The following is a 19,651-nucleotide window of genomic DNA, read 5'->3' on the forward strand; positions in this document are numbered from 1 at the left end:
CCCGCCAGACGTCTTAATTGCTTTAGATTAGTTCCAATATGAATTTATCAATGACCGAGCTGGAGCGCGACATTATCCGCGAAATTTTGAACATTGGACTGGCCCGCGCCGCCGATTCGTTCGCCGTGGTTGCGCAGGAAAAGGTGTTGCTAGAAGTGCCCAGCTTAGACCTGCTTGAAAGTGAGGATATTTTGCTGCGTGTGAATGAATACAGCGTTAAACATGCAGTGATTCAGTCCGATATCCGGGGCGATTTTACGGGCACTACGCTCATGTTCTTCTCTGGGCAGCACGTGCAGCGGTTGTCGCGGGTATGCTTGCGGATGCAGGTTGCCGATTCCATCCAAGTCAACGAATTGCAGGAATCGCTGCTGCTCGAAATTAGTAACATCATTACCGGGGCCCTAGTGACGCAATTGGCCAATATTCTGAAAGCCAGCATCTACGGGGCACCGCCGTGCACATTTAGCGGCGATACCACGGCTTTAATGAACCACCTGGTACCCAGTGAGTCGCTGCAACCGCTTATTTTCTCCATTATCACCCAGTTCTCCGACCACGGCAACTCGGTGGAACTGCCGCTGATGTTATTTTTTGACCGCGCCACGTTTGAGAAAATCCTCGATATCATCCGGGGCTACGATTTCTTGGGTAAGCAATTGGCCGGGGCCTGATTGCGCCGTGATGCAAAGCGCGGACCCTGCGCTCAACCCCCTACCGGTCAAACTTGCCCTTGCTTTTCTCAGGGCTTGGCGGCGACGCGCATCGCCACCTCCGTTTAATTCCACCCGGGCAGCAACGCGCGGAGCGTCAGCTTTGCGACATAGCGTATTTTGCTATTCACTGCCCCGTTCATTTGTATTCCGATGCTTGATTCCGGCTCCGCTGCCCGCGCCCGCAAAATTGCCCAGTTCGACCCCAACGCCCCCGGCGATGCCGAAGGGGGCCTTTTTGGCCTGCCTTTTGCGCCCGAAGACGCCCAAGTAGTGGTTGTGCCCGTGCCCTGGGAGGTGACTGTGAGCTACCGCGCCGGCACTGCACAGGGCCCCGCCGCTGTGCACGAAGCTTCCCTGCAAGTGGACCTTTACGACCCCGACCTGCCCAATGCCTGGCAGCTGGGCTTGGCCATGGAAGAAGCCGACGCCGAAGTGGCCGCCACCAGCGCCCGCCTGCGCCCCTTGGCGGCCGATTACATCGGCTGGCTGGAGGCCGGCGAGCCCACCGCTAACGCTGAGGCCATGCAGGCCGTGCCCGCTCTCGTGAACGCCGAAGGCGACAAGCTGCGCCAGTGGCTGGCCGCCAAAACCGGGGCCCTACTCGACGGGGGCCAGTCGGTAATGGTGCTCGGCGGCGACCACAGCACGCCGCTGGGCTTCCTGGATGCCTTAGCGGCTCGCCACCAGGAGTTTGCCATTCTGCAAATCGATGCGCACTGCGATTTGCGGCCAGCTTACGAGGGGTTCAAGTACTCGCACGCCAGTATTATGCACAACGCGCTGACGCTGCCGCAGGTGAAGAAACTGGTGCAAGTGGGCATCCGCGACTACTGCCAACAGGAGGCCGAGTTCATCGAGCAGTCGCACGGGCGGGTGGCGCTGTTCGGGCAGCGTTTCCTGAGCGAAGAGCGGTACGCCAAGAAGTCGTGGAAGAAAGTGTGCGGCAAAATCATTGCCCAGCTGCCGCCCAAGGTGTACATCAGCTTCGACATCGACGGCCTCGACCCCAAGCTGTGCCCCGGCACTGGCACGCCCGTGCCCGGGGGGCTGGAGTACGAGGAAGCCGCTTTTCTCATCCGTAGCATCGTGCGGGCCGGCATCACCATCATCGGGTGCGACCTCAACGAGGTGGCCCCCGGCGACACCGATTGGAACGGCATTGTGGGGGCCCGCCTGCTCTACCAAATGGCCAACTGGATGGCCGTGTCGCAGGGCCGCTTGGCTGCTCGAAAACACGAGTAGCATCGCCGCCGTAAAAGCAGCGTCACTCACCCCAATACCGCTTTCACCGCTTTTTTGCCATGCTCAGTTTTATCCTCAAATTTTTGCTCACGGCCGTGCTCGTGTACGGCCTGAGCCGCGTGCTGCCGGGCGTAACCCTCGACGGTGTGGGCTCGGCCGCCATTCTGGTCATCGTGTTGGGCATTCTCAACGCCATCGTCAAGCCTGTGCTGAGCCTATTGAGCTTGCCGATTACCATCCTCACCTTAGGTCTGTTCTCGCTGGTTATCAACGTCATCATTATCAAGCTGGCCGATTACCTGATGAGCAGCTTCGACGTGCACGGCTTCCTGAACGCGCTGCTGTTTAGCTTGGGCTTGGCTGTGGTGAACACCATCGTTGACGCCGTGCTTGATTAGCAAAACTGGCTAGCCCGCCCGCCAAACGCATGCTACACAAAAGCCCGCTCGGTTCCAAGCGGGCTTTTTAATGCCTCAATTACATACGAGCCGAGGCCTTACACTCGCCGAATGTCGGCGCCCAGTGCATTGAGGCGCTGGTCAATGAATTGGTAGCCGCGGTCAATTTGCTCCACGTTGAGGATAGTGCTGTTGCCTTCGGCGCTGAGCGCGGCGATGAGCAGCGCCACCCCGGCGCGGATATCGGGCGAGGTCATCGTGATGCCGCGCAGGCGCGTGCGCTGGTCGAGGCCGATGACGGTGGCGCGGTGCGGGTCGCAGAGAATGATTTGGGCCCCCATGTCGATGAGCTTGTCGACGAAGAACAGGCGGCTCTCAAACATCTTCTGGTGGATAAGCACCGTGCCCTTGGCCTGGCAAGCCACTACCAGCACAATGCTGAGCAGGTCGGGCGTGAAACCCGGCCAAGTGTGGTCGCTGACGGTGAGGATGGAGCCGTCGAGGTAGGTGTTGATTTCGTAGTGCGGCTGGGCGGGAATGTAGATGTCGTCGCCGCGAAACTCCAGCTGGATGCCCAGCTTGCGAAACGTGTCCGGAATCAGGCCCAGCTCGGAAATCTGGCAATCCTTGATGGTAATTTCGGAGCCCGTCATGGCCGCCAGGCCGATGAAAGAGCCGATTTCAATCATGTCGGGCAGCATGCGGTGCTCGGTGCCGCCCAAGCTTTCCACGCCTTCGATGGTGAGCAGGTTGGAGCCAATGCCCTGGATGTTAGCGCCCATGCGCACCAGCATGCGGCACAGCTGCTGCAAATAGGGCTCGCAGGCGGCATTGTAGATGGTGGTGGTGCCCTCGGCCAGCACGGCGGCCATCACGATGTTGGCCGTGCCGGTCACCGAGGCCTCGTCGAGCAGCATGTGGGTGCCCTTGAGCTTGCCGTCGGCCTTGATGCGGTAGAAGTCGGTGCCCTCGAGGGTGAGCTGACCGCCGAGCTTTTCGAGGCCCAGAAAGTGTGTGTCCATCGGCCGGCGGCCGATTTTATCGCCGCCCGGCTTGGGTAGCTGGCAGCGGCCGTAGCGCCCCAGCATGGGCCCCAGGATCATCACGGAGCCGCGCAGGGCCCCGGCTTGCCGCACAAACTCGGGCGAATCCATGTACTCCAGGTGCACGTCTTCGGCTTGGAAGCGGTAGGTGTCGGTGGCTAGCTTGCCCACCTTCACGCCCATGTCGCGCAGCAACTCGATGAGCTTGTTGACGTCGCGGATATCGGGGATGTTGCTGATGGTAACCGGCTCGGGGGTGAGCAACACTGCGCAGAGAATTTGCAGGGCTTCGTTTTTAGCACCTTGGGGCGTGATTTCGCCGCGGAGCGGCTGGCCGCCGCGCACTTCAAATGCAGCCATAAGTTTCGGGAAGGGGGTAAGCGGAGGTAAATAAAAAACCGCCCGGCTGGCGTAGGCCAACCCGGCGGCGTAAAAAGGCAAGCGGTTATTGCGGCGGCTGCTGGGGCTCTTGGCGGCCCTTTTTACCGTTTTTCTTGTTGCGTTTCGGGCCGTTGCCGAAGCTGTTGTTGCCGTAGCTGTTGCCGCTGGGGGCCCCGGGACGGCGCGGCTGGTTAGCCTGCGCCGCGAAGGGCGCGCGGCTGCTGCCACTGGCATTGCCGCCCGTGCCGGGGGCCACGCCGGGGCCCATCTCAAACAGGTCCTCCTGATCCACCATGGCCGGGTCCAGCTTCAACTGGCCGTTCGATAGCTCGCTGAGGTGGCGGATGATGGTGGCGTCCTTGGCGTTTTCCTTGTTGTGCTGGCGAAACAGAAACTTCATGGTGCGCCCAATCTGGATAGCTGCCTGCTCGCGCTCGGCGGGGCTTTCCAGCGTCAGCGCCTTAACGATGAGGGCTTCAATAGCACGTCCGTAAGCGCGCAGGCGCGGGGGCTGGCGCGGGTAGGGCACGGGCTTGGGGCGCGTTACGCGCAGGCTCACTGGGCGCAGGGGCACGGGGGCCTCCAGCTCCACTTCCTCGCCCAGCAGCGCCGAGAGGTGGCTCCAGAGGCGGGTTTGGATGTCGGGCTGGTCGCGCAGCGTGGGCTTGAGGCGCAGGATGAGCTGCACTATTTGGGCGGCGCGGCGGGTGCGCTCGGCCACGTCCTCCACCTGGCGCAGGCCCTGGATGAGCTGGTAGGTGCTTTGCCCGTACTCGCGCACCAGCAGCTGCAAGTGGAAGGGCAGGGATTGAAACTCGTTCATAGTAACTGAGAAGCAGAAAATGGGGACGGACAGCGGTGCAAAACCCGCCGGGAGCCTAGCCGGCCTAAAGGTAAGCGCCGGCCTTGTAGAACGGAGTGGCACTCCGTTTAGGGTAATATTTCCCGGTGAAAGGCCATGTAGGGCCCCGGGCTGACGGCAACGGAGTGCCACTCCGTTTTACAAATGGATGCGCAGCTTGGCGAAGCTCAGCAGCAGCACCTTTTCGCCCACTTCCTCGAAGTCGATGGTGGCCTTGGCGCCGGCGGGCTCTTTTTCCAGCAGGCGCACCACGCCGAAGCCAAACTTGGGGTGCTCCACGCGCTGGCCGGCCACCAGGTTTTTGGTATCGGAAGGGGCAAAGTCGGGCGGGGCCACGTACTTGGTGGCCGCCACTTTGCGCGGCAGCACCGGCACCAGGTTCGAGCGCCGCTCGAACACGTGCTGGAACGGCTGCTCGCCCGCGCCGGGGCCCCCGCCAGAGGCAAACTTGAAGTGCACGAAGGCCGGGTCAATTTCGTCCAAAAAGCGGCTTTTTTCGGCGCTGCGCAGGTTGCCCCACTGGTAGCGCGAGGTGGCGTAGCTCAGCGTCAGCTTCTTTTCGGCCCGCGTGATGGCCACGTAAAACAGCCGCCGCTCCTCCTCCAGGTCGGCCCGCGAGGTAATCATCATCTGGCTCGGAAACAGGTTTTCCTCCATGCCCACAATGAATACGTTGCGAAATTCCAGGCCCTTGGCCGAGTGGATGGTCATCAGCGTCACGGCCTCGCCCTCCTGGGCGGCGTCCTTCAGGTCGGAGTCCGTCACGAGCGCAATGTCTTGCAGGAAGGCTCCTAGGCTCTTATCCTCGCGCTCAGGGTCGTCCACGTACTCCTTGATACCGTTGAGCAGCTCCTGGATGTTCTCGTAGCGCGAGAGGCCCTCGATGCTCTTGTCCGAGTACAGCTCCTCGATCATTCCCGAGTTTTTGGCGATGAACTTGGCGGACTCAAACGCATCCTCGCGGGCCGCTAAGGCCGTGTAGGCCTTGATGTTCTCGGCGAAGGTGACGACTGGGTTGGAGATGCGGGCGGCCACGAACTGGTCGGCGTTGCTCACCACTTCCCACAGGCTGTGGTTGGCCGCCTCGGCGGTGGCCACCAGCTTGCTGACGGTGGTGTCGCCGATGCCGCGCTTGGGGTAGTTGATGACGCGGCGCAAGGCCTGCTCGTCGTTCTGGTTCACCGTCAGGCGCAGGTAGGCCACCAGGTCCTTGATTTCCTTGCGCTGGTAAAAACTCAGGCCCCCCACAATTTTGTAGCGGATGTTGAGCTTGCGCAGGGCCTCTTCCATGGCCCGGCTCTGGGCGTTGGTGCGGTAGAGGATGGCAAAGTTGTCGTACGACAAGTGCCCGTTCATCTTGTCCTCGAAGATGGTGGTGGCCACCAGCTTACCTTCTTCGTTGTCGGACGCCGCTTTGATAACTTCAATCAGCGTGCCTTCCTCGTTCTCCGAAAACACGTCCTTGCGCAGCTGCGCCTGGTTGTTTTTGATGACCGAGTTGGCCGCCTTCACGATGTTCTGGGTGGAGCGGTAGTTCTGCTCCAGCTTGAACACTTTCAGCTCGGGGTAGTCCTTCTCGAAGTTGAGAATGTTGGTGATGTCGGCCCCGCGGAAGGCATAGATGCTCTGCGCGTCGTCGCCTACCACGCAGATATTCCGCTCCTTAGCCGCCAGCTTGCGGGTGATGAGGTACTGCGAGTAGTTGGTGTCCTGGTACTCGTCCACCATCACGAACCGGAACATGTTCTGGTACTTGTTCAGCACGTCGGCGTGCTCCCGAAACAGCACGTTGGTGTTGAAGAGCAGGTCGTCGAAGTCCATGGCGCCGGCCTTGAAGCAGCGCTGCTGGTACTGCTGGTAGAGCACCCCGATTTTGGGCCGCAGCGCCGCCTCGTCGTCGGCCTTGATGGCGGCGTCGCTCAGGTACTGGTTCACCGAAATCAGCTTGTTCTTGGCCGCCGAGATGCGGCCCAGCACGAGGCCCGGCTTATACAGCTTGTCGTCCAGCTCCAGCTCCTTGATAATCTGGCCGATGAGCGTCTTGGTGTCCTGGGTGTCGTAGATGGTGAAGCTGCGCGGGTAGCCGATTTTGTCGGCCTCCGAGCGCAGGATTTTGGCGAACACCGAGTGGAAGGTGCCCATCCACAGGCTGCGGGCGTTGGGGCCCACTACCTTTTCCACGCGGGCGCGCATCTCCTTGGCGGCCTTGTTGGTGAAGGTGAGGGCCAGGATATTGAACGGGCTCACGCCTTGTTCGAGCAGGTGGGCAATGCGGTAGGTGAGCACCCGGGTTTTGCCCGAGCCCGCCCCGGCGATGATCATGCAGGGGCCCTCGGTTTGCATCACCGCGCCGGCCTGGGAGGGGTTGAGCAGGGAAAGATAATCTAATGCCATCGGTAGAGAACCGCCGATTTGGCGGTAGTTACAAAGGTAACCCCGGGGCCCGGGGGCCGCAACCCGCCCGCGCCGGCGGGGCGGTATCTTTGCGGTATGATTATTATCCAGCAAACCGTTATTTCCGACGACCTCGCCGACAACTTTTTCGTCTGCAACCTGGAGGCGTGCAAAGGCGCCTGCTGCGTAGAGGGCGACCTGGGGGCCCCACTGGAGGAAGCCGAGCTAAAGATTCTGGAAACGGAATACGAAAACATCAAGCCGTTCCTCACCGAAGCCGGCCGCCAGGCCATTGCCGAGCAGGGCCTCTACATCAAGGATTGGGAGGACGACTACAGCACAACCACAATCGGTGACCGAGAGTGCGCTTACGCACTTTATGATGGCAAAGGCATCCTCAAATGCGGTATCGAGGAAGCGTACCTGGCCGGGGCCACCACGTTCAAAAAGCCCATCAGCTGCCACCTGTACCCGATCCGAATCACGAAGTACGAAGAATTCGAGGCCCTGAACTACGACCGCTGGAACATCTGCTCACCGGCCTGCGCGTACGGCGCCAACCTGGGCGTGCGGGTGTACCAGTTCCTGAAAGACCCGCTGATTCGCAAGTACGGCGAGGACTGGTACAACGAGCTGGACCGCGAAGTGGAGAGCCAATTGGGGACGAAGTAGACTAGCTTTTTAGGATAAGGCAAGGCCGTCATGCTGAGCGCAGCCGAAGCATATCTATCGCGCAAGTAATAATTACTGCTGCTAGAGAGATGCTTCGGCTGCGCTCAGCATGACGGCCTTGCTTCGTAAGGGAGGGCTAGATTTAGGGCCCCAGCTACACCGGTACCACGTGCAGTACGTCCTGGCTGCGCTGGCGCACGGCGGCGCACAGGGTAGTGTTGTCGGCCAGCTTTTGGCCGAAGGAGGGTACGAGCTGGCGGAACTTGGCCTGCCACTCGGGCGTGGCGGCTTGCTCGGGGAAGCAGCGCTGCACGAGGTCGAGCATGATGGCCACGGCGGTGCTGGCCCCGGGCGAGGCCCCCAGCAGCGCGGCGATGGAGCCGTCGGCAGCCGTCACCACTTCGGTGCCGAACTCCAGCACGCCGCCTTGCTTCTTGTCTTTCTTGATTACCTGCACGCGCTGGCCGGCCACGGCGAGCTGCCAGTCGGCGGGATTGGCTTCGGGGTAGTACTCGCGCAGGGCGGCGATGCGCTCGGTGGGCGAGAGCAGCACCTGGCCGATGAGGTACTTGGTGAGGCCCAGGTTGCGGGCCCCGGCGTAGAGCAGCGGCCGGATGTTGCCCAGCTCAATCGAGCGGAACAAATCGGTGTACGAACCCTTCTTCAAAAACTTGGTGCTGAAGCCGGCGTAGGGCCCGAATAGCAACTCCTGGCGGCCGTTGATTTGGCGGGTGTCGAGGTGGGGCATGCTCATGGGCGGCGAGCCCACGGCCGGCTTGCCGTATACCTTGGCGTCGTGGCGGGCCACCACTTCGGGGTTCACGCACTTCAGCCACTGGCCGCTGACGGGGAAGCCGCCGAAGCCGTTAGCCTCGGGAATGCCCGATTTCTCGAGCAGCGGCAGCGAGCCACCGCCGGCGCCGATGAACACAAACCGGGCCCGCACCGTGCGCTTGGTATCGGCTTTCAAATCCTTCACCTTCAAGCGCCAGGTGCTGCCATCGTCGCGGCGCTTGATGCCACTCACTTCCTGGCCCAGGGTGAACTTGACGCCCGGCAGGCCCTGCAAGTGTTCAAACAGCGTGCGAGTGAGAGCTCCGAAATTGACGTCGGTGCCAATGGCCATGCGGGTGGCAGCCACGGGCTGGGCCCGGTCGCGGCCGTTCATTACCAGCGGAATCCACTCAGCAATTTTCTTCGGGTCGGTGCTGAACTCCATACCCTGGAACAGGGGCGAGTGCAGCAGCGCGGCGTGGCGCTTGCGCAAGTACTCCACATTGGCGGCGCCCCACACGAAGCTCATGTGCGGAATGGCGTGGATGAAGGAATCGGGGTCGGGCAGGGTGCCATTTTCCACCAGCGCGGCCCAGAACTGCTTGCTCAGCTCGAACTGTTCGGCGATTTTGTCGGCCTTGGAAATGTCAATGGAGCCATCGGGGCGCTCGGGCGTGTAGTTCAGCTCGCAGAAGGCCGAGTGGCCGGTGCCGGCGTTGTTCCAGGCGTCCGAGCTTTCGGCAGCCACCTCGTCGAGGCGCTCGATAATTTCGACGGTGAGGTTGGGCTGGAGTTGCTTGAGCAGCGTGCCCAGCGTGGCGCTCATGATACCGGCGCCGATGAGCACGACGTCGGTAATGACTTTAGGAGAGGAAGGGACAGCGGATTCGGACGCCATAGCAGCAAAAACCAGGGATGATGAAAAGCAAATGGCCGGGCCTCGGCCAAGGGCCTAATACGGGCCCCGGGCGGTTGGGGCTGCCGCCGCCGCAAATTTAGGGCCCCCGGCCCGGCCAACATTTGCCCGGCCCTACCTTTCGCCCCCGATATGACGACGCCCCCCGACCCCGCCGCCTTGCCCCTGGTACCCTTGCCCACCCAGGCCGACCCCGCCGACGCCACCGCCCCGCGCTTGCTGGTGGTGTACACCGGCGGCACCGTGGGCATGGCCATGAACGCCGCCGGCGAACTGGCCCCCATGGAGCTGCACCGCCTCGACCGCCAAATGCCCGAGCTGGCCCGCCTGCCCCTGCGGGTGTCGCTGGTGAGCCTGCCCCAGCCCATCGACAGCAGCAACGTGGCCCCCGCCGACTGGCTGTTCCTGGCCCAGCTCATTGGCGAGCATTACGCTGATTTTGATGGGTTTGTGGTGCTGCACGGCACCGATACCATGGCCTACTCGGCGGCGGCCCTGAGCTACTTGCTGGAAAACCTGGGCAAGCCGGTGGTGTTCACCGGGGCCCAGGTGCCGGTGGGCGCCAGGCGCTCCGACGCCCAGCGCAACTTGGTGACGGCCCTGGAAATTGCCGCCGCCCGGCATCCCCTCGCCAGCACCGTGCGGGTACCCGAGGTGTGTCTGTTTTTCAACGACGTTTTGATTCGCGGCACGCGGGCCAAAAAGGTGGAGAGTCAGCAGTTCGCGGCCTTCAAAAGCGAGAACTACCCGCCGCTGGCGCGCGCCGGCATCGGGCTGGAGTTCAGCGACAACAGCATTCGGCTGCTGCCCGCCGCCCGCCTGCGCGTGCACCAGCGCTTCGAAACCGGGGTGGCCGTGCTGCGCCTGTTTCCGGGCATCACGGCGGCCGTGGTCGATGCCGTGCTGGGCGTGCCCGGCCTGCGCGGCTGCGTGCTCGAAACCTACGGCTCGGGCAACGCGCCCACCGCCGCGTGGTTCATGGCCAGCCTGCGTGGGGCCCGGGCCCGCGGCGTGTGGCTCCTCAACGTGAGCCAGTGCGTGGAGGGCCGCGTGGTGCAGGGCAAGTACGAAACCAGCGCCGCGCTGGCCGGCCTGGGCGTGGTGGGCGGCGACGATATTACCACCGAAGCGGCCGTGACCAAAATGATGTTTGTGCTCGGCCTGAGCCTCGACGATACCCGCACCCGCCCGCTGCTGGGCCAGGATTTGCGGGGCGAGATTACACCATGAGTACCACCGGGCCCCCAATGAGGCCCGAAAATAGGCGGGCCCCGCGGCCCGAAAGTGGCGTCCGGGGCCCAAAGGCTTGCCGGGCCGGCCGGGGCCTCGTACCTTTGCCTCAGATTACTGCCATCCTAGAGGGGTGTCCGAGTGGTCGAAGGAGCACGCCTGGAAAGTGTGTATGGGCCAAAAGCTCATCGTGGGTTCGAATCCCATCCCCTCTACGTAAAACCCCGCTTGCAGCCTGCAAGCGGGGTTTTTTTGTTTTTTAGCTGAGCTGAAACGGTGGGCTTTAAGAAACCAATGAAGTTTGTTAAACACAGCCATGCTCGGCTGCGCGGACGACAGACGAGCATGACCGTTTCATTAGTTTAATCAGCTCCTTAACCTATGCGAAACGCTAGCGTAGAGCTTATTGCTGCCAGTACTTGCGGCTCTCCACCGCCCCGTTGGCGTAGGTGTTCACCTCTAGCAAGAAGCCCGGCCGCGGGGCCCCCAGCCGCTGCCCCATCTCGTTGTACCACGCCCGGCTCACCAGCGCGGCTCCGTTTACCACGGCCACGGGCGAGTAGCTGAAGCTGGCGTCCGCGTCCACGAGGCGCAGGCGGTAGTACTGCGTACCCGGTCGGGTCTTGTCGCTGGCCGTATAGGCCCCGGGGCCCCGGGCCGGCTGTTGGCTGAGCGGGGCAAAGAGCAGTCCGTCGACGCTGCGCTCCACTTCGTAGCGGGCGGCGTTCACCTCCTGCGCCGTGCGCCAGCGCAGTTCCACGGCGCCCGCCGCCGGTTTGGCCGTGAAGCTGACCAGCTGCACCGGCAACGGGGCGCACCCCACCACGCTACCGCCGGTGGCCCAGCTCTGCGCCAGGAACGTGCCGCAGTTGTATATCTGGCCCTCGTTGGTAAAGGCCGCGCTGTACACCTGCATCCACGCGTCTGCGTCGTTCTGCACGGTGGCCCCCGCGGCCAGCGCCAGCGACGTGGTGGCGAACTGGTGGGCGTTGTGCACCGTGGCACCTTCCGCCAGCGTTAGCTGCTCGAGTGAAAGCATGTGGAGGTTCGTGAGCGTGGCTTGCGCGGGCAGGGCCACGGCGTTAGTAATCCAAACCCAGTCGTTGACGATGAGTTGTCCAGTTCCCTCAAACGTGACCTGGCCGGTGTAAACAGTATTCGGCGGAATGTAGAGTGACTCGCCGGTGCGCAGAATCACGTCTTGGGCGGGCCGCAGTAGCGCATTGCCCACGGTGTAGGTGTAGGACTGGGCCCCGGCCGCCCAACTAGTAGCCAGCAACAAACAGCAGGCAACCAGTAGGCGCTTCATCGGCCCCGCCAGGAACCGAGCCACAGATATGCCAAGTACCAGCCGTCGAAAATGGCTAAGAGGCCGGGGCAGCCCCAGTGCCGTTGCCCCGTTGCCCCAACGCCATGGGAGGGCTTGCGCCGCTACCCGTTGCGGGCCTGCGCTACTCGCTTTGCCGGCTGGGGCCTGAAGAGGGGTAGCATTTGCGGGCCCCCCGCCCAGCGCCTGGTGCCGGCGGTTGCCTCGTGCGGGGGAAGTTTCGCAGCAGCGGTGCGAGGCAAGTTGTGGGGTTGTAGCGTAGTGGTATAGCATATAACAAAACGAATTATTTATCTAATTTTAATACTATTTAAAATAAACTACTTTAATTAATAAACATTGATAATAAGCAAATATAAAGCAATTATCTATTTTATCACTATGCACTAAACATGATATTATACAAATTGCATTTGCAAAAGATTTGCTAGAATTGAGACGTGTAACGCCCTTGCTTGGCGGCCCCGGGTGAGGGGGCTGGGGCCCAGAATTGCTTGGGTGGCGGCAGGGCCCCATGGGGCAGCGGCCACAGCAAGCAATCTGGTGGCGCGTTAGGCGCTTCGGGCTGCTGCGAACCGAACCGCATGTGCTGCTACTTTTGGGGCCCTGGCGTTTGGGCCCCAACTGCGCGGGCGGCGAACGGAAAATCCATTTCGCTGCCCGCAGCCCCTTTTTCCCCGCGCGTTGCCCCCGCTGATGAAAGCTGCCATTCTGTTCTGTTTGCTTGGGCTGCCGCTGGCCGCCACCGCCCAAAAGCTGCCAGCCAATGACCCGCCCGTGACCTACTACATCGGGCTGGCCCGGGCCCCCCTGTTCCGCAGCGCAGCCGACACCGCCGGCCGGCCCACCAAGTACCTGCCCAGCCAGGCGGCGGCCGTGGTGGTGGGCCGCCTTTCGCCCCGGTGGGTGGTGGTCGAGCTCGATGGCTTCCGCTACCTCACCCTGGCCGGTAAGCTGACCGATTACGACCCCGCCGATGCCGACGCGCTACCCGTCGACTCCCGCACACACCGCATCGCCTACGAAGGCGTGGTGCGCGTGCCAGGTGCCAGCCAAGCCAACCTCCTCGCCCGGGCCACCGCCTGGGTGGCGCAGGCCTACCCGCTGGCCAACGCCGTGGTGGCGCCGGGCCCCGCCGCTGGCCAACTGGTGGTAAAGGGCACCCAAATTGCCACCTTCCGCACCGCCTACGCCGGGGTGCCGCGCGGCAGCTACGCCGGCGTGGTGCGGCACACGCTCACAATCTACGTGAAGGATGGGGCTTATAAATACGTGCTCACCGACCTGGTGCACGACGCCACCGGCACGCCCAACCTGCGCTCGGGCGGGGCCCTGGAGCAGGACAAGGCCAGCTTGTTTGGCTACGCGGGCTTCGGCAGCCACGCGCCCTGGGCCGAGCTGAAAACGGCCGCCACCCGCGACGTGCGCCACCTGCTGGCTACCCTTCAAACGGCCATGACCTTGGGGGCCGCCCCGGCCGCGGCCGGCCCTGGCGACTTCTAGCCCAGGGCCCCGACCGCCGTCGCGGCTACCCCGGACTGCCCTGCTGGCCCTTGTGATTTTCCACACCTGCCCACTCACTAACTCCACCCCGCCATGAACTTCCGCCTGCGCCAGTTGTAGCAGCCGCTCCGCGAGTCGCTGTGGTTTGTGCCGCTGCTGATGGTGCTGCCCGCACTGGGGCTGGCCTACGGGCTGGTGCAGTACGACCAAGGGCACAGCGTCAGCGGCACGCGGCAGCTGCCGCTGCTGTTTGGCATCGACGTGGGCGGGGCGGGATGCTGAACGCCATTTCGGGCTCGATGCTGACGGTGGCGGCGCTCACGTTTTCGCTGCTGCTGGCGGCTATTGCGCAGGTCAGCAACCAGTACTCGCCCAGGGCGCTGCGCAATTTCATGCGCGACGGGGTGAATCAGTTCACGATGGGCTATTTCGTGAGCGTGTTCACGTTTGGGCTGCTGGTGCAGGGCACCATCCGCAGCGGGCGGGCCGACAAGTTTGTACCCACCACGGCGGTGCTGGTGGGGCTGCTGCTGGCGCTGGGCGGGGTAGGGGCGCTCATCTTCTTCATCCACCACGTGGCCGAAGCCCTGCAAACGGGCACGCTGGTGCGCCGCATCATGGCCGAGACGGAGGCTGAAATCGACCGGCTTTTTCCGCTGCACTTTGGGCAGGAGCTGCACCCCGAGGCCCGCGCCGCCGCCGAAACCTTCGTGGCCGCGCCCGAGGGCTGGCAACCGGTAGTGGCCACCGAGGCCGGCTACCTGCAATACCTCGACAAGCCGAGCCTGCTGGCCTGGACCATCCGCCACCGCACGGTGCTGCGCCTGGAAGCCCACATCGGCGACTTCGTGGGCACGGGCCAACGCTTGTTTAGCAGTCGGGGGCGGGCATGGAGCGCGCCGCCCCCGACCGCGCCGATTGGCCCGCCGACCTGCTGTGCTACGTGAGCCCAGGCTGCCACCGCAACCCTGAACAGGACGTGGCTTTCGGCTTGCAACAGCTGGTGGACATTGCCCTCAAGGCCCTCTCGCCGGCTGTGAACGACACCACCACCGCCATTATGGCCCTCGACTACCTGGGCGAGCTGGTGGGCCGCCTGGCCCGGCGCGAGTTTTCAGGGGTGCTGCGCGGCGATGGGCAGCACCTGCGGGTGTTGGTGCGGGTGTATTCGTTCGAGGCCTACGTGCAGCTGGCCTTCGACCTGGTGCGCGAAAATGTCCGGGGCAACCCGGCCGTGCTGCGCCGCCTGCTGCGGGCGTTGGCGCGGGCGGCCAGCCAGGTGCACGACCCTGCCCGCCTGCCCGTGCTGCGCGAGCAGGCTACGCTGCTGCTGGCCTGCGCCCAGGCCAGCCTCGGCACCGACTATGAGCGCCGGGAGGTGCAGTGTTTGTACGACGAGCTAAGCGCGGCCTGGACGGGGTAGGGGTGCCCCCGACAAGCTTTTAAACTGCGCCGTTACCGTTGGGTTATGCGGCGGGTAGCCGCCCCCAAACGGTAGTATCTTGGCCGCTCACTCACTTTACAGCTTATGGCTCCCCCCGCATCCGCGCCGGCCGTTGAAAAAGATAACAAGCGCATCACCAACGGCTGGACGTTCTACGACTGGGCCAACTCGGTGTACCCGCTCGTCATCACCAGCTCCATTTTTCCCATTTACTGGGGGAGCATCACCAAGGCTATCAACCCCACCGATGTGGTTGATTTCCTGGGGTTCCGGGTGCCCGGCTCGTCGCTGCTGACCTACGCCATTTCGTTTTCTTTCCTGCTCATTGCGCTGGTCAGCCCGTTCCTCACGTCGCTGGCCGACTACTCGGGCCGCAAGAAGCTGTTCCTGCAAATTTTCTGCTACCTGGGGGCCCTCAGCTGCGCGGGGCTGTACTTTTTCACCAAAGACAACCTCACGCTCAGCACGTTTATCTTCATTGCGGCCACGGTGGGCTTCAGCGGCAGCATTGTGTTCTACAACTCGTACCTGCCCGAAATCAGCTCCGAGGAGAAGTTCGATTCGCTCTCCGCGCGGGGCTTTTCGATGGGTTACATCGGCTCGGTGCTGCTGCTGGTTATCTGCCTGGCCATCATCCAGGGCCCCGAAATTATGGGCGGGCCGAAAGGCGTGGCCTTATTTGGCATGAGCGTGGGCCACGCCACGCGGCTGAGCTTCCTGCTCACGGGCCTGTGGTGGGTGGGCTTTGCCCAGATTCCATTTTTCACGCTGCCGCCCGACGCCGGCCGCGCGGCCGATGCGCCCGTCTCGCAAGATGGCTGGCTGCTCAACGGCTTCCGCGAGCTGGGCAAGGTGTGGGACCAGCTCAAGCAGCAGCCCAACCTCAAGCGCTTCCTGCTGGCCTACTTCACCTACAACATGGGCGTGCAAACGGTGATGTACGTGGCCACCATCTTCGGCGACAAGGTATTGCAGCTTGACAGTACGTCGCTGATTGTGACCATCCTGCTGCTGCAAATCGTGGGCATTCTGGGGGCCTGGCTGTTTGCCAAGCTCTCGGAGCGCATCGGCAACACGCGGGCCCTGAGCTGGGCCGTGTTCATCTGGATGCTGATTTGCGTGGCCGGCTACTTCGTGCAGAAGGGGTGGAGCTTCTTCGCCCTGGCCGCCGTCATCGGCCTCACCATGGGCGCAGTCCAAAGCCTTTCGCGCAGCACGTACTCCAAAATTATCCCCGAAAACACGCCCAATGCGGCGGCCTACTTTAGCTTTTTCGACGTGGTGGAGAAGATAGGCATCGTCCTTGGTACGCTTTCGTTTGGCTTGATTGGGCAAATTACGGGCTCGATGCGCAACAGCATCTTGTCGCTCATCGTGTTCTTTATCTTCGGCTTGGGCTTTCTGCTAACGCTGCGCGGCAAGAAGCTGCGCGACACACCGGCCACTAACCCAGCCACGTTTCCGGGGCCCCCGGCCGCCTCGTCCATCGCCAGCACGCCCAGTACGTTGAAATAAACGGCGCCTCGCCTCGTCCTGACCCGGCGGGGGGTGGGCCAATGCCTTGCCCCAATTTTCCATTCCCATTCTCCCATGCACACTTCCTCCCTCCAGCAAAACATCCTCGCCGAGCTCGACCACGAGCTGGCCGTCACCCGCAAAGTGCTCGCGCGCGTGCCCGAGGACCAGTTCCAGTACCAGCCCCACCCCAAGTCGATGAAGCTGGGGCAGTTGGCTTCGCACATCGTCAACCTGCTGGCCTTTAAGCAGCTGTTTGTGGACAAAGACGAGCGCGATTTCCTGGATACTAACGCCCCCAAGCCGGGCCCCTCGCCCACCACCAGCGCCGAGCTGCTGGCCCGCTTTGACCAGTACAGCGCCAGCCTTCGGCAGGCCCTGCAAGCGTCAGACGACGAGAAGCTGACCCAGCCCTTTCAGCTGCGCCGCGGCGAGCAAGTGCTCATGAACCGCCCCAAGGGCGCCGCCCTGCGCATCATGGGGCTGAACCACAGCATCCACCACCGCGGCCAGCTCACGGTGTACCTGCGCTTGCTCGATATTCCGGTGCCCGGCGTGTACGGCCCCAGCGCCGACGAAACGGGCAGCTTCTGATTGAAATAGGGTAGGGTACAGCACTGCCGCCGGGGTACTTTGCCAGCCGCCGCAGTAAAAGCCCCGATGCCCCGGGTAGTTAGCAAAAAGGTCCACTTGGCAATGTGCCAAGCGGACCTTTTTTGCTAACTACCCGGGGCGCTGAATCAGTGTTGGGGGGCTGCGTTCGCCGGTTATTGTTTGGCTATGCGCAAGGTCTGGGGGCCCTGGGGTGTCTCGACGCGGAGCAGGTACACCCCGGCTGGCTGGGCACTCAGGTCTATCGTGATGGCCTGGTAGCCGGCAATCACCGGTTGCTCGAAGCGCAGCACTTGGGCGCCGACCATGTTTACAACCGTGCCGGTGACGGTGGTGGCACTGGCGGTGTTGAGCGTCAGCACGACCGGGCCGGTGCTGGGGTTGGGCGAGGCGGTTACGGCCACGGCGGTTGCGGTACCCTGCACAACCACGACGGGCGAATAGGAGGTGATGCTGTCCGTATCAACTTGGCTCAGGCGGTAGTACGCCACCGTGCTGGCCGGCTTGGCATCTACCAAGCGGTAGTCGTGGCGCAAAGTGCTGGTGCCGGCGCCGGCCACCTGGCCCAGGGCGTAGAAATGCTGTCCGTCCAGGCTGCGCTCTACCGAGAAATGGTCGTTGCGCAGTTCCGTTGCCGTGGCCCAGTTGCAGGTAACGGCGCTGCCGGTGCGGTTGGCGGTGAAAGCAATCAGCTCAACGGGCAGGGGGGCGGCGGGGGCGGTGTTCAGGCTGAAAGGCGAGAAGTCGGTAACGCCGGTGCGGGTGAACTTGTAGACTTGGCTGGCAACCAGTGCGGCGGTGCCTTTCTGCTGTTTGTCGTCGTCCCATACGTTGTTGTGGTAGTGGCCAACCATCACCTGGGAAGGTAACATGGTGGTGGGCAGCGCGCTTTGCAGGGTCATCGTCACGTTGGAGCCGCCCAGGTCATTTTCGCTTACGTACCAAGTGTGTGTCACGTTGGTGGTCGAAGTCGTCAGCGGTGCGCCTTTGCCTTTTTTGTCGTTTCCCTTGCCTTTATCGTCGTTGTTACCGGAAGATGTAGGCACCGTAACGTAGGTGGTGAACACGCTGTCGCTCACAGCAATACCGAACACATCCTCCGTAGCCGTGGTGGTTTGGCTAAGCCAGGCCGGGTTGTAGGTCATTTGGCCGACAGGGAACAGAACGGGCGTGTTGTTAGCAGGCACCGTTTGGCGCAGTGCGCCCCCAGTGTTGGTGCGGATATACGCGGTGCCGTCGGTGGTGGCCGCGCCGCCTTTCAACACCGTCAGGTCATACACATTGAGTTGAAGAATGCTGCTGCCGGTCAGGCTCAGAGTGCCGTATACCGATACGTTGCGGGCCAGCGTTTTTACGCTGTTGCCGTTAAGCTTGAGGTTGCCGAACACGGGGCAGTTGATGGCGATATCCGTGCGGGTGGTGTTGTAGTACACCGTGCTGGTAGGATTCAGCTTGCCCAGGGTGGGCAGCTTGCCTTCAATGCCGTTGATTTCCAGTGTGCTATTGCTGCTTACGTCAATGGTCATCGATGTTTGATCACCTTTATTAGGAGTCATCACCACCGACACGGCTGCCGTGGTTGTGCCATCGCCGATTACCAGTTTCGAGTTGGTGCCGCTGATGAGGTTGCCGGGGAGGGCAACTTGGGTGCCGGTAGTAGTAACGTAAAAGATTTGATTGGCGGCGGTAAACGAACCTGGAGTCTGATTTCTTTTGGATGCCCAGTTCCTCAAGTCGTTAAGGGTGCCGGAGCCGTCGTAATAAAAGACGTTGTCGGCACCAGGGCCCGTTGCGATGTCGCCGGCTTCGGGCGTCACGGTCACGTCGTCGATGGACAGGCCGTTGCCGTTGGTGTTCTGGTTCATCACGTACTTCCAGCGCAGCACCACTTCCCGGCCCGCGGGCAGGTTGAGGTTGTTGATGGTGGTGCTCAGCACCCGGCGGTTGGCGGCCAAGTTGCCGTTCTTGCTCGACACGACGGTGGCCGTCGAGGGGGCGTTGACGCCCATGGTGGGCACGTTCGTCCAGGCGCCGGTTTCCATCATACCCGCAAACGTGGTGGCCGGCACCTGGTAGTCAAACGTCAACTGAGCCTTGTCAATCTTGCCCGAGTTGTACCACTGCTCCATGGCGTAGCCCACCTCCAGGTTGGCAATGGTGCGGCCCGTGTTGTTCACGAAGCGCATGGCCACGTAGCCGTTGCCGGTCAGTGGGTAGCCGTTCGAATAGAACGTGGTGGCGATGCCGCCGAACGCCCGTTCGGTGCTGCCGTTCGTGCCAAAGCTATAGTAGTTCGCCTCCGGGTGCTGCGTGCCGTCGTTGCCGTAGCACGGCACGGCCGCGCCGCCCTGCGGGTAAGCGCCGTAGCCGTCGAGCACAGCCTGGGCGTACACCCCTTTTAAGGTCGTGTTGTTCACAAAATCTACCTCGGCCGTCGATGTCGAGAGGGTATTGAAGTCTTGCGTATAAGGAGCGAAACCGGTGAGCGGCACCTGGGCCAGCGCCGGAGTAGCCATGTTGCCCAGAACCAGTGCCACGGCCGGCAGGAGCTTGGAGTAGAATTTATTCATAACGGTAAGGTGTGAAAGACTAGAAATTGTACTTTGATAAAACCGGCCTAAT

The 19,651-nt window shown here is 62.5% G+C and carries 17 protein-coding genes and 1 tRNA gene; 12 read left to right on the forward strand and 6 right to left on the reverse strand.

Annotation, left to right across the window (positions count from 1 at the left end; genetic code table 11):
- Positions 1-38 precede the first annotated feature (38 nt).
- The 3 genes from AXW84_RS08075 (at position 39) to AXW84_RS08085 (ending at position 2,356) form a co-directional block, all read left to right on the forward strand.
- Positions 39-674: a chemotaxis protein CheC gene (locus AXW84_RS08075; protein WP_236943282.1), complete on the forward strand. Its 636-nt coding sequence runs from the start codon at positions 39-41 to the stop codon at positions 672-674.
- A 192-nt stretch (positions 675-866) separates the two neighbouring features.
- Positions 867-1,958, forward strand: coding sequence for an agmatinase family protein (locus AXW84_RS08080; RefSeq protein WP_068231155.1), 1,092 nt, complete (start codon positions 867-869; stop codon positions 1,956-1,958).
- A 59-nt stretch (positions 1,959-2,017) separates the two neighbouring features.
- Positions 2,018-2,356 carry a phage holin family protein gene (locus AXW84_RS08085; RefSeq protein WP_068231158.1) on the forward strand — a complete coding sequence of 113 codons (339 nt, stop codon included), beginning with the start codon at positions 2,018-2,020 and terminating at the stop codon, positions 2,354-2,356.
- A 98-nt stretch (positions 2,357-2,454) separates the two neighbouring features.
- Here AXW84_RS08085 and murA read toward each other — a convergent pair whose 3' ends face one another.
- The 3 genes from murA to AXW84_RS08100 form a co-directional block, all read right to left on the reverse strand.
- Positions 2,455-3,759, reverse strand: a complete 1,305-nt coding sequence (gene murA / locus AXW84_RS08090) for a UDP-N-acetylglucosamine 1-carboxyvinyltransferase (RefSeq protein WP_068231161.1) — start codon at positions 3,757-3,759, stop codon at positions 2,455-2,457.
- Between the two features lie 85 nt (positions 3,760-3,844).
- A complete protein-coding gene (locus AXW84_RS08095) occupies positions 3,845-4,603 on the reverse strand; it encodes a DUF4290 domain-containing protein (protein WP_068231164.1) in 759 nt (252 codons plus the stop codon).
- Between the two features lie 177 nt (positions 4,604-4,780).
- Positions 4,781-7,036 (reverse strand): ATP-dependent helicase, encoded by a 2,256-nt coding sequence (locus AXW84_RS08100; protein WP_068231167.1) that lies wholly within the window; start codon positions 7,034-7,036, stop codon positions 4,781-4,783.
- Between the two features lie 96 nt (positions 7,037-7,132).
- Here AXW84_RS08100 and AXW84_RS08105 point away from each other — a divergent pair, with 96 nt between their 5' ends.
- On the forward strand, positions 7,133-7,708 hold the full coding sequence (locus AXW84_RS08105; RefSeq protein WP_068231169.1) for a DUF3109 family protein: 576 nt from the start codon (positions 7,133-7,135) through the stop codon (positions 7,706-7,708).
- 154 nt (positions 7,709-7,862) lie between these two features.
- Here the strand turns inward: AXW84_RS08105 and AXW84_RS08110 are convergent, their stop codons facing one another.
- Complete coding sequence (locus tag AXW84_RS08110) at positions 7,863-9,380, reverse strand: malate:quinone oxidoreductase (protein ID WP_068231172.1); 1,518 nt, start codon at positions 9,378-9,380, stop codon at positions 7,863-7,865.
- Positions 9,381-9,530: 150 nt separating this feature from the next.
- Between AXW84_RS08110 and AXW84_RS08115 the strand changes: the two genes are divergently transcribed.
- Positions 9,531-10,628, forward strand: coding sequence for a type I asparaginase (locus AXW84_RS08115; protein WP_082773773.1), 1,098 nt, complete (start codon positions 9,531-9,533; stop codon positions 10,626-10,628).
- Between the two features lie 127 nt (positions 10,629-10,755).
- Positions 10,756-10,843 (forward strand) — tRNA-Ser (locus AXW84_RS08120).
- A 188-nt stretch (positions 10,844-11,031) separates the two neighbouring features.
- Here AXW84_RS08120 and AXW84_RS08125 read toward each other — a convergent pair.
- Positions 11,032-11,961 (reverse strand): hypothetical protein, encoded by a 930-nt coding sequence (locus tag AXW84_RS08125; RefSeq protein ID WP_162268251.1) that lies wholly within the window; start codon positions 11,959-11,961, stop codon positions 11,032-11,034.
- Positions 11,962-12,651: 690 nt separating this feature from the next.
- On the opposite strand from AXW84_RS08125, the gene AXW84_RS08130 reads away from it, so the two are divergent.
- The 6 genes from AXW84_RS08130 (at position 12,652) to AXW84_RS08145 (ending at position 17,011) form a co-directional block, all read left to right on the forward strand.
- Positions 12,652-13,458 carry a DUF4468 domain-containing protein gene (locus AXW84_RS08130; RefSeq protein ID WP_068231177.1) on the forward strand — a complete coding sequence of 269 codons (807 nt, stop codon included), beginning with the start codon at positions 12,652-12,654 and terminating at the stop codon, positions 13,456-13,458.
- 159 nt (positions 13,459-13,617) lie between these two features.
- Positions 13,618-13,740 carry a hypothetical protein gene (locus AXW84_RS26200; protein WP_257722082.1) on the forward strand — a complete coding sequence of 41 codons (123 nt, stop codon included), beginning with the start codon at positions 13,618-13,620 and terminating at the stop codon, positions 13,738-13,740.
- Positions 13,734-14,405: a DUF2254 family protein gene (locus AXW84_RS26145; RefSeq protein WP_250636928.1), complete on the forward strand. Its 672-nt coding sequence runs from the start codon at positions 13,734-13,736 to the stop codon at positions 14,403-14,405. The genes AXW84_RS26200 and AXW84_RS26145 overlap by 7 nt, the downstream gene beginning before the upstream one ends.
- Positions 14,348-14,881, forward strand: coding sequence for a DUF2254 family protein (locus AXW84_RS26150; protein ID WP_250636929.1), 534 nt, complete (start codon positions 14,348-14,350; stop codon positions 14,879-14,881). Before AXW84_RS26145 ends, AXW84_RS26150 begins: the two co-directional genes overlap by 58 nt.
- 105 nt (positions 14,882-14,986) lie before the next feature.
- Positions 14,987-16,417, forward strand: a complete 1,431-nt coding sequence (locus AXW84_RS08140; RefSeq protein WP_068231180.1) for an MFS transporter — start codon at positions 14,987-14,989, stop codon at positions 16,415-16,417.
- A 75-nt stretch (positions 16,418-16,492) separates the two neighbouring features.
- Positions 16,493-17,011, forward strand: a complete 519-nt coding sequence (locus AXW84_RS08145; protein WP_068231183.1) for a DinB family protein — start codon at positions 16,493-16,495, stop codon at positions 17,009-17,011.
- Positions 17,012-17,184: 173 nt separating this feature from the next.
- Here AXW84_RS08145 and AXW84_RS08150 read toward each other — a convergent pair whose 3' ends face one another.
- Positions 17,185-19,599, reverse strand: a complete 2,415-nt coding sequence (locus AXW84_RS08150; RefSeq protein WP_068231185.1) for a T9SS type A sorting domain-containing protein — start codon at positions 19,597-19,599, stop codon at positions 17,185-17,187.
- Positions 19,600-19,651: the final 52 nt, after the last annotated feature.

Source organism: Hymenobacter sp. PAMC 26628, from assembly GCF_001562275.1.
In the GTDB taxonomy this organism is placed as follows: domain Bacteria; phylum Bacteroidota; class Bacteroidia; order Cytophagales; family Hymenobacteraceae; genus Hymenobacter.

What these genes read in the sequence shown, in the direction of transcription:
- AXW84_RS08075 (WP_236943282.1), top strand. Translation starts at nt 39, where the DNA reads ATGAATTTATCAATGACCGAGCTGGAGCGCGACATTATCCGCGAAATT.
- AXW84_RS08080 (WP_068231155.1), top strand. Translation starts at nt 867, where the DNA reads ATGCTTGATTCCGGCTCCGCTGCCCGCGCCCGCAAAATTGCCCAGTTC.
- AXW84_RS08085 (WP_068231158.1), top strand. Translation starts at nt 2,018, where the DNA reads ATGCTCAGTTTTATCCTCAAATTTTTGCTCACGGCCGTGCTCGTGTAC.
- murA (WP_068231161.1), bottom strand. Translation starts at nt 3,759, where the DNA reads ATGGCTGCATTTGAAGTGCGCGGCGGCCAGCCGCTCCGCGGCGAAATC.
- AXW84_RS08095 (WP_068231164.1), bottom strand. Translation starts at nt 4,603, where the DNA reads ATGAACGAGTTTCAATCCCTGCCCTTCCACTTGCAGCTGCTGGTGCGC.
- AXW84_RS08100 (WP_068231167.1), bottom strand. Translation starts at nt 7,036, where the DNA reads ATGGCATTAGATTATCTTTCCCTGCTCAACCCCTCCCAGGCCGGCGCG.
- AXW84_RS08105 (WP_068231169.1), top strand. Translation starts at nt 7,133, where the DNA reads ATGATTATTATCCAGCAAACCGTTATTTCCGACGACCTCGCCGACAAC.
- AXW84_RS08110 (WP_068231172.1), bottom strand. Translation starts at nt 9,380, where the DNA reads ATGGCGTCCGAATCCGCTGTCCCTTCCTCTCCTAAAGTCATTACCGAC.
- AXW84_RS08115 (WP_082773773.1), top strand. Translation starts at nt 9,531, where the DNA reads ATGACGACGCCCCCCGACCCCGCCGCCTTGCCCCTGGTACCCTTGCCC.
- AXW84_RS08130 (WP_068231177.1), top strand. Translation starts at nt 12,652, where the DNA reads ATGAAAGCTGCCATTCTGTTCTGTTTGCTTGGGCTGCCGCTGGCCGCC.
- AXW84_RS26200 (WP_257722082.1), top strand. Translation starts at nt 13,618, where the DNA reads ATGGTGCTGCCCGCACTGGGGCTGGCCTACGGGCTGGTGCAGTACGAC.
- AXW84_RS26145 (WP_250636928.1), top strand. Translation starts at nt 13,734, where the DNA reads ATGCTGAACGCCATTTCGGGCTCGATGCTGACGGTGGCGGCGCTCACG.
- AXW84_RS26150 (WP_250636929.1), top strand. Translation starts at nt 14,348, where the DNA reads ATGGAGCGCGCCGCCCCCGACCGCGCCGATTGGCCCGCCGACCTGCTG.
- AXW84_RS08140 (WP_068231180.1), top strand. Translation starts at nt 14,987, where the DNA reads ATGGCTCCCCCCGCATCCGCGCCGGCCGTTGAAAAAGATAACAAGCGC.
- AXW84_RS08145 (WP_068231183.1), top strand. Translation starts at nt 16,493, where the DNA reads ATGCACACTTCCTCCCTCCAGCAAAACATCCTCGCCGAGCTCGACCAC.
- AXW84_RS08150 (WP_068231185.1), bottom strand. Translation starts at nt 19,599, where the DNA reads ATGAATAAATTCTACTCCAAGCTCCTGCCGGCCGTGGCACTGGTTCTG.